This window comes from Inquilinus limosus MP06 (genome assembly GCF_000767795.1).
GTDB classification, from domain to species: Bacteria; Pseudomonadota; Alphaproteobacteria; order DSM-16000; family Inquilinaceae; genus Inquilinus; species Inquilinus limosus_E.
Genome location: NZ_JANX01000164.1, coordinates 1 through 11,103, shown reverse-complemented (window position 1 = coordinate 11,103; position 11,103 = coordinate 1). Strand labels below are relative to the sequence as shown.

Annotated in this window: 12 protein-coding genes; 2 read left to right on the top strand and 10 right to left on the bottom strand. The window is 69.8% G+C overall.

What is annotated here, in order from left to right:
• The 3 genes from P409_RS14840 to recA form a co-directional block, all read right to left on the bottom strand.
• A partial coding sequence (locus P409_RS14840) for an NYN domain-containing protein (RefSeq protein WP_034838133.1) occupies window positions 1–537 on the bottom strand: 537 nt, incomplete at its 3' end.
• Between the two features lie 81 nt (window positions 538–618).
• Window positions 619–1,980 (bottom strand): glutamate--tRNA ligase, encoded by a 1,362-nt coding sequence (gltX, locus tag P409_RS14835; protein WP_052120653.1) that lies wholly within the window; start codon window positions 1,978–1,980, stop codon window positions 619–621.
• Between the two features lie 99 nt (window positions 1,981–2,079).
• Window positions 2,080–3,162, bottom strand: coding sequence for a recombinase RecA (gene recA / locus P409_RS14830; RefSeq protein WP_034838129.1), 1,083 nt, complete (start codon window positions 3,160–3,162; stop codon window positions 2,080–2,082).
• Between the two features lie 169 nt (window positions 3,163–3,331).
• Here recA and P409_RS14825 point away from each other — a divergent pair, with 169 nt between their 5' ends.
• Window positions 3,332–4,192: an AraC family transcriptional regulator gene (locus tag P409_RS14825; RefSeq protein ID WP_034838126.1), complete on the top strand. Its 861-nt coding sequence runs from the start codon at window positions 3,332–3,334 to the stop codon at window positions 4,190–4,192.
• A 55-nt stretch (window positions 4,193–4,247) separates the two neighbouring features.
• Here the strand turns inward: P409_RS14825 and P409_RS14820 are convergent, their stop codons facing one another.
• The 4 genes from P409_RS14820 to P409_RS14805 form a co-directional block, all read right to left on the bottom strand.
• Complete coding sequence (locus P409_RS14820) at window positions 4,248–6,041, bottom strand: calcium-binding protein (protein WP_052120650.1); 1,794 nt, start codon at window positions 6,039–6,041, stop codon at window positions 4,248–4,250.
• Window positions 6,042–6,252: 211 nt separating this feature from the next.
• Window positions 6,253–6,969 (bottom strand): hypothetical protein, encoded by a 717-nt coding sequence (locus tag P409_RS14815; protein WP_152613387.1) that lies wholly within the window; start codon window positions 6,967–6,969, stop codon window positions 6,253–6,255.
• A gap of 167 nt (window positions 6,970–7,136) precedes the next feature.
• Window positions 7,137–7,556 (bottom strand): RNA polymerase-binding protein DksA, encoded by a 420-nt coding sequence (gene dksA / locus P409_RS14810; RefSeq protein WP_034838120.1) that lies wholly within the window; start codon window positions 7,554–7,556, stop codon window positions 7,137–7,139.
• A 372-nt stretch (window positions 7,557–7,928) separates the two neighbouring features.
• Entirely contained in the window at window positions 7,929–8,594 is a 666-nt protein-coding gene (locus tag P409_RS14805; RefSeq protein WP_152613386.1) for a hypothetical protein, read from the bottom strand.
• 165 nt (window positions 8,595–8,759) lie between these two features.
• Here P409_RS14805 and P409_RS14800 point away from each other — a divergent pair, with 165 nt between their 5' ends.
• Entirely contained in the window at window positions 8,760–9,773 is a 1,014-nt protein-coding gene (locus tag P409_RS14800; RefSeq protein WP_052120648.1) for a DUF4424 domain-containing protein, read from the top strand.
• Between the two features lie 12 nt (window positions 9,774–9,785).
• On the opposite strand, the gene P409_RS14795 is transcribed toward P409_RS14800, so the two are convergent.
• From P409_RS14795 to P409_RS14785, 3 genes are all read right to left on the bottom strand, one after another.
• Window positions 9,786–10,211, bottom strand: coding sequence for a periplasmic heavy metal sensor (locus P409_RS14795; RefSeq protein WP_034838114.1), 426 nt, complete (start codon window positions 10,209–10,211; stop codon window positions 9,786–9,788).
• A 263-nt stretch (window positions 10,212–10,474) separates the two neighbouring features.
• Window positions 10,475–10,888, bottom strand: a complete 414-nt coding sequence (locus P409_RS36250; protein ID WP_052120646.1) for a hypothetical protein — start codon at window positions 10,886–10,888, stop codon at window positions 10,475–10,477.
• 1 nt (window position 10,889) lies between these two features.
• A partial coding sequence (locus tag P409_RS14785) for a sigma-70 family RNA polymerase sigma factor (protein WP_034838109.1) occupies window positions 10,890–11,103 on the bottom strand: 214 nt, incomplete at its 5' end.

The window sequence follows — 11,103 nt, the reverse complement described above, 5'->3', positions numbered from 1 at the left end:
GGCAGCCGGCCGAGCCGCCGGTACCGCCGCGGTCGGGCGGATCTCGGCCCGCGCCGGAGCCGGGCGGCCGAGCATCGCACAATCGACGAAGCGGTCGCATTCCGACTGGAACAGCGGGTCCATCCGGCGGCCGGGGCCGATGGCGATCACCTTCTTGCCATGGCGGCGCAGGCTGCGGACCAGCGGCAGCAGCACCGCGCTGCCGGTCACCAGCACCACCGTGTCGATGCTGCGCTCCAGCAGCGCCAGCTCCATGGCATCGACCACCAGGCGCAGCGAGGCCGCGTCGCGACCCGGCTCGATCTCGGTGGTCTGCACCTGGTCGAAGCCGTGGCGATGGGCGACGCTGCGCAGGTCGGACAGCGCCGCCCAGTCGGCATAGGCGATGCGGCGGGCCGGGCGGCAGACGGTGCCGAGCGCGCCGAGGATGCGCGCGAGGTCCTCCGGATCGCCGCCAGGCAGCGACGCCACATCGAGGAAGACCGCGGCCACCGGCAGCGCCGGGGTGTCCTGGGCAGGCAATATCTCGTCGGTCATGACCGGTTCTTACTCCGGACCACAGGTCGGCGCCAAGAGGGGTAGGATTAAGTTTTATGCAAGTTTTAGCATGGCGGGGCGTCAGGCCGCATGGCCGGAGAGCCGCCCCAGCGCCCGATCCCGCCCGATCAGCGGCAGCAGGCCGCGCAGCTCCGGCCCGTGGTCGAGGCCGGTCAGGGCTAGGCGCAGGGTCAGGAACAGCGGCTTGCCCTTGATCCCCGTGCGGTCCCGCACCGCCGCCGTCCATTCGCCCCAGGTCGCGTCGGTCCAGGGCTCCGGCGGCAGCAGCCCGGCCGCGGCCGACAGCAGGGCGGCGTCGGCGACGACCGGCGTCACCGGCCCGGTGACCACCTGCCACCAGCCGGCCGTATCCTCCAGCCGCTGCAGGTTGGGGCGCAGCACCGACCAGGCCGCCTCGTCGACGGCGCCGAGGCCCAGCGCCGCCAGCCGGTCGCGCACCGCCGCAAAGGGCGTCTCGTGCAGGATGCGGCCGTTCAGCCGCTGCAGCTCGGCGGGGTCGAAGCGCGGGATGGTGCGGGAGAACTTGGCGAAGTCGAACTCGGCGACGAGGTCGTCGAGCGACAGCCGCGGCTCGATCGGGTCGGAGGTGCCGAGCTTGGCCAGCAGGCTGGTCACCGCCATCGGCTCGATCCCCTGCTCCCGCAGGCTGCGCAGCGACAGGCTGCCCAGCCGCTTGGACAGGCCGTGGCCCTCGGCGTCGGCGATCAGCGAGGTGTGGGCATAGGCCGGCGGCGCGGCGCCCAGCGCCTCAGCCAGCTGGATGTGCATGGCGGTGTTGGCGACATGATCCTCGCCCCGCACCACCAGATTGATCCCCATGTCGATGTCATCAACCACCGAGCCGATGTGGTAGAGCGCGCGCCCGTCCTCGCGCACCAGCACCGGGTCGGAGATGTCGCGGCCATTGAAATGGACGCGGCCGCGAACCTTATCGTCCCATTCGATCGGCGCATCCGCCATCCGGAAGCGCCAATGCGGCCGGTGCCCCTCCCCTTCCAGCCGGGCGCGGTCGGCATCGGTCAGGGCCAGGGCGGCGCGGTCGTAGAGCGGCGGCAGGCCGCGGGCCAGCAGGCTCTTGCGCTTGAGCTCCAGCTCCTCCGCCGTCTCGTAGCAGGGATACAGCCGGCCGGCCGCCTTCAGCCGGTCCTGCGCGTCGCGGTAGCGGTCGGTGCGGTCGGACTGGCGGGCGAAGCCGTCCCAGTGCAGGCCGAGCCAGCCCAGATCCCGCTCGATCGCCGCGGCGAACTCGGCGCTGCCCCGCTCGGTGTCGGTGTCGTCGAGGCGCAGCAGGAAGCACCCGCCCGTGGCGCGGGCGGCGAGCCAGCACACCAGCGCGGTGCGGACATTGCCGACATGCAGCAGGCCGGTCGGGCTCGGGGCGAAGCGGGTGATGATCGGGGCGGAGGTCGGCAGGTCGGTCATGGGCGGGGGAGATAGCACGATCGGGCCGGGAACGGAAAAGGCCCGGTCTCCCGGGCCTTTCCGTCGCGCTGGCCGAGTCAGGTCAAGGGCTGGCGGCGATCACTCCTCGCCGTCGCCGCCGTCGCTCTCGGCACCGCCGCCGGCGGTCATCATGCGGTCGGAGACCAGCCCGGCATTGGCCCGGATCTTGGCTTCGACCGACTTCGCCGTCTCGGGGTTGTCGCGCAGGAAGGCCTTGGCGTTCTCGCGGCCCTGGCCGATGCGCTGGCCGTCATAGGAGAACCAGGCGCCCGACTTCTCGACCACACCGGCCTGGACGCCGAGGTCGAGCAGCTCGCCGGTCTTCGACACGCCCTCGCCATACATGATGTCGAACTCGACGGCGCGGAACGGCGGCGCCAGCTTGTTCTTCACCACCTTGACCCGGGTCTGGTTGCCGGTGACGGTCTCGCGGTCCTTGATCGCGCCGATACGGCGGATGTCGAGCCGGATCGAGGAGTAGAATTTCAGCGCGTTGCCGCCCGTCGTCGTCTCCGGGTTGCCGAACATCACGCCGATCTTCAGGCGGATCTGGTTGATGAAGATCACCAGGGTGTTCGACCGCGCGATCGAGCCGGTGAGCTTGCGCATCGCCTGGCTCATCAGCCGGGCCTGCAGGCCGGGCTGGTTGTCGCCCATCTCGCCCTCGAGCTCGGCCCGCGGCACCAGCGCCGCCACCGAATCGACCACGATCACATCGATCGCGCCGGAGCGGACCAGCGTGTCGGTGATCTCCAGCGCCTGCTCACCGGCATCCGGCTGCGAGATCAAGAGCTCGTCGATGTTGACGCCGAGCTTGCGGGCATAGGTCGGGTCGAGCGCGTGCTCTGCATCAACATAGGCGCAGGTGCCGCCGACCTTCTGCGCCTCGGCCACCGCATGCAGCGCCAGCGTGGTCTTGCCCGAGCTTTCCGGGCCGTAGATCTCGACGATACGGCCCTTCGGCAGGCCACCGATGCCGAGCGCGATATCGAGGCCCAGCGATCCGGTCGAGATCACCTCCGTCTCGATCTGGGGCCGCGCCCCGAGCTTCATCACCGAGCCCTTGCCGAAGGCCCGTTCAATCTGGGTCAGGGCGGCTTCCAGCGCCTTGGTCTTGTCCATCGGGGCCCTTTCGACAACACGGAGAGTCGGGATCGACATCACCTGCCCTTTCCAGTTGCATGGCGCCATGCGCCGCGTCAATGCAGCACTTGTACACGTTTTGTTCCTGCCAAGCAAGACCCGGCGCGATGCGGCCCTTCCGCGGCCGCAGCTTCGCAAGCAGGATCAATCCGCTTCGGGCTAACACCAGGGCCGGGAGAACGAACCGATGCCGAAGAACGCCACGCTCGACCGCCACCTCGCCCGCATCCAGCGGGTGATCGACCACATCGTCGCCCATCTCGACGACCCGATCGACCTGGACCGGCTGGCCGCAGTGGCCTGCTTCTCGCCCTACCACTTCCACCGGGCCTACCGGTACCTGCTGGGCGAGACTGTGGCGGACACGGTGCGCCGGCTGCGGCTGCACCGTGCCGCCGGCACCCTGCTGGAGAGCGAGACGGCGGTGGCCCGCATCGCGCAACGGGCGGGGTACGGCAGCACGGCTGCCTTCAGCCGCGCCTTCGCCGGACGCTATGGCCGCCCGCCGGGGGCCTATCGCGGCACGCGCCGGTCGTTCCCCTTCGACTCACCCGAAGGAGAGACAGCCATGCCCGACGTGACCTATCGCACCCTGGCGCCGATTCGCGTCGCCGCCGTCCGCCATGTCGGCCCCTATATGGAGGTCGGCCGCAGCTTCGACATCCTGATGTCCTGGGCCCGTGCCCGCAACCTGCTGCGCCCGGGCGCCCGCAGCCTGGGCATCTATTACGACGACCCGGCGGCGGTGGCGCCCGCCGACCTCCGCTCCGACGCCTGCCTGGAGGTGCCCGAGGGCATCGCCGGCGAAGGCGAGGTCGTGCTCCGCACCATCGCCGGCGGGCCGTACGCCGTGCTGCGCCACACCGGCCCCTATGCCGAGTTGGAGCGGTCCTATGCCTGGCTGTATCGGACCTGGCTGCCGACCAGCGGCGCCGAGCCGGCGGAGGCGCCGATCTTCGAGGAGTACCTGAACGACCCACGCAGCACGCCGCCGGCGGAGCTGATCACCGACATCCACCTGCCGGTGCGGTCGGTTCCGGAAGAGTAAGGGCTGACGGTCGACAGGGCCGGAGCGGAGATCCGATCCGGCCCGCATCCGCTCACTAGAGGTAGAAATCCGATGCCGCGAGGGTGGTCACGCCACCGGCCACCGTGATGGCGATATCCGCAGCACGGTCGCCATTCACGTCGCCGGCCACGATCACCTGGCCGCCTTCGATGAAGATCCTCAGCTGCCCCGCCGCCGTGAAGGCAGCGGTTCCGATGAAGACGAAGGCCTGATTCCCGCCCACGCTCGCGTTCGCGTCGATCTCCGACAGATCAAAGCGATCCGATCCTCGGGCGAAATCCTCGATCCAGTCGCGGGACGTGGAAGCGGGGCCGCTATCGGTGACGGCCGTGTAGAGGAAGATGTCCGAGCCCGATCCGCCGATCAGCGTATCACCACTGGCGCCGCCCTCCAGCAGATCGTTTCCTCCGCCGCCCCGCAAGGTGTCGCCGCCGGCGGCACCATAGAGCCAGTTGCCGCCGCGGTCATCTCCGCTCAGGGCATCGTTGAAGTCCGAGCCGATCAGATCCGTTATCTGATACAGCCTGTCGCCCTGCGCATCCCCGCCGGTCCCGGTACCGGTCGCCAGGCTGATCGAGACCGGCCCCGCCGACCCTGCATAGGACGCGACGTCGTAGCCCGTGCCGCCGTAGAGCGTATCGGCGCCGGCCCCGCCGTTGAGCACATCATTCCCGGCCTCGCCCATCAGGATATCAGCACCACCGTTGCCATAGAGCCAGTTCTCCCCGCCCTCGCCCCGGAACGTGTCCGCGAAATCGGACCCGACCAGGTCCGAGATGCCGGTCAGCCTGTCGCCCGCGGCATCACCGTAGGCGCCGGCGCCGCTGGACAGGTTGACATAGACACCCTGCGCCGAGGCCGCATAGGAGGCGGTGTCGAAGCCACCACCGCCATCCAGCGTATCCGCGCCCGCGCCACCGATCAGCACATCGACCCCATCACCGCCGGACAACCTGTCGGCCCCGCCGTTGCCGTAGAGCCAGTTGCTGGTCGAGTCGCCGGTCAGGGTATCGTTGAAGTCCGACCCGTACAGATCGGTGATCTGGGACAGCTGGTCGCCCTGGGCGTCGCCACCCGTCGCGGCATGAGTGGCCAAGTTGACCGTCACCGCAGCGGCCGAATGCTCGTATGACGCCATGTTGAACCCCGCGCCGCCATACAGCCTGTCGGCACCGGCGCCGCCTTCAAGGAAGTCATCGCCCCCGCGACCGGCCAGGACATCATTGCCGGCCCCGCCATAGAGGCTGTTGGCGGCGTCGTTCCCGTTGATCTCGTCGTTGAATGCCGATCCGATCACATCCGAAATCCGGATCAGCGTGTCGCCGTCGGCATCGCCATAGGTGCCGCGCCCCAGGACGAGATCAATCGCGATGGTGCGCGCAGATCCGGCATAGGACACGGCGTTGACGCCATCGCCGCCGTCAAGAACGTCGGCCCCGCCACCCCCGATCAGCATGTCATTGCCGCCACCGCCCAGGAGCTTGTCCTGGCCGGCCAGCCCGTACAGCCAGTTGCTGCCCCCGTCGCCGGTCAGCGTGTCGTTGAACCCGCTGCCTTCGAGATCCTCGATCCCGGTCAGCGTGTCGCCTTGCGCCTCGCCGCCCGCAGCCGAGTGGCTGGCCAGATTCACGGTCACGCCCGCCGCGGAGGTGTAATACGAGGCGAGATCGAAACCGTCGCCGCCATCCAGGATATCGGCACCGGCACCGCCGACCAGCACATCGTCACCGCCGAGCCCCGACAGACGATCATTGCCATCGAGCCCGTCCAGCCGATTGTCGCCGGCGTCGCCGGTCAGAACGTCATCGGATTTGCTTCCCGCAACCATATTCCCCCTCCGCAAAAGAAAAGACTATTTTCAGAAAATTGCCGACAACACGACAGACTCCGCCCCTGAGCGGGCGCTGATTAGGACAGGAAGCTTGGGGGAAACGGGAGAAGAGCGCAAGAGGGCGAGACCAGCACAGGCCCTAACCGCGGACGACCGCCCCGGGGCATGCGCCCCGGGGCGGTCGCAAGCGGCGCCCGCCTGACGCCGATCAGAACGGATAGACGTCGCCGGTCGGCAGTCGGTTCACGGCCAGAGGCAGCGTCTGATTGGGTTTGCAGGTCACCGCCCGCTGCCAGGACGGCGCCGCCGCGGTGGCGTAGGAGCCCACGGGCTGCGGGCCCGGGGCCGCGGCCGAGACCGGGTTCGGGCCGGTCGGCACGTTGATCGTGTCATAGGACGGGACGCGCTGCGGCTGCGGCCCGGCCGCCACCGGAACGGCGGCGAACGGGATGTAGGTGTCGTCCGACTGATCCTCGATCGACGGTCCGCTGGCGGCACGGCGGCCAGCCTTGCGGTCGCGCTTCGAGGACACCGGCGCCATCGCCACGACAGGCCCCGGCAGCCGTGCGGCCGCGGCGGCCGGAACGGTGTAGGGCTGGCCGGCGGAGGTTCCCGGCGCGGCGACCGGGACCGCCCCCGGCGCCAGCACCACCGGCTGGCCCGGCGCCGCCGCCTCGGCCGGATAGCAGTTCGGCACCGGCAGGCACTGGAACGTCGCCCCCTTGCGGCCGTCGACCACATCCTCAGCCTTGAAAACGGCCAGGCGGTTGATCTGGGCGCACTGCGAATTGGCATAAATGGCGGCCTGATCCGCACTGTTGATGAAACCCGCATAGTCGACGCGGGTCTCCTTCGGCGTCACCGGGTCGATCCCGCAGCCCGAGACGGCGAGAACGGCGGCGAAAAGCGCAGCGCCACGAAGCATCGAATACCCTCGATCTGAAAGCCCCTCGGCGTCACCCTAGCACGGACACGCAGCGAGGCGGAGACGAGAACGGTGTCTTCCATCAAAGATGGGACGGCGACGGCTTGGAGCACGCCTTTCGGCCGAGACCAGAGACGAGAACGGCGCCTTTCGGCGCCGTGAATCGGTCAATCGTCGCGGTGGGTGCGTTCCAGCCGCTCGTGGCGCTCCTGCGCCTCGAGGCTGAGGGTCGCGGTGGGCCGCGCCTCCAGCCGCTTGACGCCGATCGGCTCGCCCGTCTCCTCGCAGAAGCCGTAGGAGCCGTCCTCGATCCGCCGCATCGCGGAGTCGATCTTGGACAGGAGCTTGCGCTCGCGGTCGCGGGTCCTGAGCTCGAGCGAGCGGTCGGTCTCGGCGGAGGCCCGATCGGTCAGATCCGGCTCCTGGATACCGCCATCCTGCAGGCTGTTCAGGGTCGCATTGGACTCGGCGAGGAGGTCGGCCCGCCACTTCAGAAGCTTGCGCCGGAAGTACTCCACCATCATCGGATTCATGAAGTCTTCATCATCCGACGGCCGATAATCCGGGGGCAGAAGCATCGCTGTCATCGCAACAACCACTCACTCTCTGACGTGCCGGCCTTCTTCCGAGCCTGGGCGGCGCGGAGTATAGGGAGACGCAGGATCGGAAACAATCGAAACGATGAGCGGGCCGTACATTGCAACCCGCTGATTTTGTTGCATTTTAAAGACGACACAAGACCCGTCGCTCCCGTGCGCCGCTTCGCTTCGCAGCACCGGGGCGCCGCAACGGCCGGCCTGGCGGACGGCAGATTGCGGCATGCGGCGCCCTGATAGCGCCGAACGGGGCGGGAACGCAAGGGGATCAGAGTGTGGCGAAACTCCGGCCGGTCCTGCGCGGGGCAAAAACCGCCTTCCCGACGGTCGTTTCCGCCAGCCGCGACGGGCCGCCTGAGCCCGTCAGCGCGGCAGCCGGATGAAGCGGCCGAGGAAGATCACCAGGGCGCAGCCGACCGGGAACAGCATCTCGTTGACGCCGACGCCGACGATCCGCGCCAGCTCCGGCACCGCGCCGCCGGCCGCGATCGCCTGCCAGGTCAGGACGGTGATGGCACCGCCGAACACCATGCCGGTCGCCGCCCCCGCCAGCAGGAACGGCGCCGCCCCCCTCACCTCCCGCTCGACCATCCGCCCCAGTGCCCAACCCAGCAGGCCGTATTCGACGGCCTTGAGCGCGGCGATGACGACCAGCGGCAGCGCGGCGGGCTGGCCTGCGGCGCCGAGCGATGCCGCCATCACCTTCTGGCCGGCATTGGCCGCCCCGATCGCGACGGGGGTGCAGACCGCGGCCAGGATCCCGGCCAGAGCCGCCCGCAGCTTGATCAGCACCGTGCCCATGCTGACGCCGAAGCAGACCAGGACGGACCAGGTGATGCCCTGCACCAGATCGGCCACGAACCGGGCGCCCGGGACCTGGCCGCCCGCCGACACCCGCGCCGACAGCACCAGGCCCTGCATGGCGAAGCCCAGGAGGATCGCCAGCCAGGCGATGCTGACGATCCGGCGCATGGTACGGGCCGCGGCCGGGACGTCGCCGCGGCCGGGGGATGCAGTCTCGGAAGCCATGGGCGCCTCTGCGATGGTGCGGGTGTGCATGGCTTCTGCTTAGGGCACCCGCCCGCCTGCGCCTGTTCCCGCGGGAACGCCGGCCCGGACGCCGCGGCATCGGTGCCTTGGAAATGCCGATCTGAGGCGCGACGATGCGGCCGATTCGACAGCCCGGAGCCGATCGTGACCGCCCGCCTGACCGCCCTCTCCCTCGGCCTGGCCGCCCTGCTCGTGCCGCCGGCCGGCGCCTCGGCCAATGATTCAACCGCCGAGCTGGCCGCGGGTGGCCTGGTGCTGACCAGGACCGACGACATCGAGATGCGGTCGGAGGACCTCTTCGTCTCGGCGAAGGAGATCCGGGTCACCTACCATTTCTTCAACCGGTCGGCCCGGGACAAGACCGTGACCGTCGCCTTCCCGATGCCGGACGTCACGCTGGACTTCATCGACGGCCTGACCGCCGTGCCACATCCCGGCACCGAGAACTTCCTCGACTTCTCGACCAGGGCGGACGGCAAGCCGGTCTCCACCCAGGTCGAGGTCAAGGCCTTCGCCGACGACGTCGACCAGACGGCGCTGCTGCGCAAGCTGGGCGTGCCGCTGTATCCGGACATCGACTATGACGGCCTGACCGCGCTGCCGAAGGCCCAGCGGGACGAGCTGATCAAGCTCGGCCTCGCTACCGTCAACGAGTTCGATGCCGGCAAGGGCTGGGAGCAGCACGTGGTCCCGACCTGGACGGTCAAGACCACCTACCATTTCGAGCAGACCTTCCCTGCCGGGCGCGAGGTGGTGATCGAGCACCGCTACACCCCCGCGACCGGCAGCGGCGTCGGCACCAGCCTGGCCTATCCCGATTCCGGACCCGACAGCGGCTATGCCGAGGCCGTGCGCAAATACTGCGTCGACAAGGGCTTCCTGGCGGCGATCGAGCGCGCCCGAGTCGCCGCCAAGGCGGAGTTCGCGCCGTTCGGCGACCAGCGCGTCTCGTACATCCTGAAAACCGGGGCGAACTGGGCCGGGCCGATCAAGGATTTCCGGCTGGTCGTCGACAAGGGCGACCCGCGCAACCTGGTCAGCTTCTGCGGTGACGGGCTGAAGAAGATCTCACCGACCCAGTTCGAGATGCGCAAGACCGATTTCACCCCGGCCGCCGATCTCGACGTGCTGATCCTGACCCCGATGGGCAACCAGTAAGGCCCGAAGGGGCTAGAGCCGCCAGAGCGCGCTGCGCCGTTCCAGCATCTTCCGCCGCTGCTCGGCCGGCAGCTTGGGCATGATCTCGAGCGCCGTCCCCTCCACCACATCGCGTAGCTCCTTGAACTTGTCGCGCATCGCCGCCAGCCCCGCGGCCGCCTTGGCGGGGTCGTAGGGGTCGGCGGACAGCGCCTCGTTCGATGCCGTGCGCAGCTGGCGCAGTTCCTTCCAGATCGCGTCCGCCTCGGCCCGGCGCTGGTCGAGCAGATGGCCCAGCGTCGTGCGGTCGGGCTCCGGCAGGGTCGCCACGGCCTCGGCCAGCGCCGACGGGCCGGACCGCGAATCCGATCGCCACCACCAGGTGCCGATCACGCCCAGCAGCAGGAGGTTGAGCGCGAGCGAGGCGACGAGGGCCCAGCGCCAGGAACTAGCCCGCATGCCTCACACTCCCTGTGCCCTGCGTCGCCTTGCGGCGAGACGGATGCGGGGGCGGGACGCGAAAAGCGTAGCGGCACTACGGTCGAGCGGCCCGCCCCCGCAGGCGCCCGCCGCCAGACGACCCTTCGGGCCGTCGCCAGAGACCGGCACGGTGCGTCGCCGCGCTTGCCCGATGCGCTGCATCGCGCCGCGCGCGGCTCCTGCCCTGCCGGTCTCTGGCGACGGCGCAGGGTACGGGGAGTGTGAGGCATGCGGGCTAACGGTCACGGCGTTCCTCCGAAGGGCGACGTGTCGTCGGCCAGGGCATAGCCCAGGCCCGACGACCAGTCGTCGTCGCTGGCCTGCACCGTCGGCACCATGGCGCCCAGATACACGCCCACCACCAGCGCCGCGGCGAAGGCGATCGCCGGCCGCCACGACAGAATCTCGGAAATCCAGCGGCGCGGCCGCGGCGCGGCGTCGAGGATGCGGCCCAGCAACGCCGCCGAAGGCGGCGCCACCCGCAGGTCGTTGAGGATCGAGGCCACCGCCCGGGCATCGGCCATGGCGGATCGCGCCTCGGCCGAGGCCGCCAGCAGCGCCTCCGCGCCGTCCTGGTCGGACGCCGGCCACCGGTCGATCACCGGGCCGTGCCGGTCGAGCAGATCGAGGAACCGATCGAGCGTCATCTCGGCCATGTCACACCTCTCCCATCAGATCGGCCCGTTCCGCCGCCAGGGCTTGGCGGAGAGCGCGCCGGCCGCGCGCCAGCAGCGATTCGACCGCTTCGACCCCGACCCCGAGCGCCTCGCCGATCTCGCGATTGCCCTGGCCCTCATAGTGGCTGAGCAGGATGGCGGCGCGCTGCCGTTCGGGCAGCTGGGCCAGGGCTTCGGCCACCCGGCGCGAGACC

Bases quoted from the DNA above. Each gene is read 5' to 3' on its own strand.
- P409_RS14825 (WP_034838126.1), top strand. From the start codon at position 3,332: ATGCCGAAGAACGCCACGCTCGACCGCCACCTCGCCCGCATCCAGCGG.
- dksA (WP_034838120.1), bottom strand. From the start codon at position 7,556: ATGACAGCGATGCTTCTGCCCCCGGATTATCGGCCGTCGGATGATGAA.
- P409_RS14795 (WP_034838114.1), bottom strand. From the start codon at position 10,211: ATGCGGGCTAGTTCCTGGCGCTGGGCCCTCGTCGCCTCGCTCGCGCTC.
- P409_RS36250 (WP_052120646.1), bottom strand. From the start codon at position 10,888: ATGGCCGAGATGACGCTCGATCGGTTCCTCGATCTGCTCGACCGGCAC.
- recA (WP_034838129.1), bottom strand. From the start codon at position 3,162: ATGTCGATCCCGACTCTCCGTGTTGTCGAAAGGGCCCCGATGGACAAG.
- gltX (WP_052120653.1), bottom strand. From the start codon at position 1,980: ATGACCGACCTGCCGACCTCCGCCCCGATCATCACCCGCTTCGCCCCG.
- P409_RS14815 (WP_152613387.1), bottom strand. From the start codon at position 6,969: ATGCTTCGTGGCGCTGCGCTTTTCGCCGCCGTTCTCGCCGTCTCGGGC.
- P409_RS14805 (WP_152613386.1), bottom strand. From the start codon at position 8,594: ATGGCTTCCGAGACTGCATCCCCCGGCCGCGGCGACGTCCCGGCCGCG.
- P409_RS14820 (WP_052120650.1), bottom strand. From the start codon at position 6,041: ATGGTTGCGGGAAGCAAATCCGATGACGTTCTGACCGGCGACGCCGGC.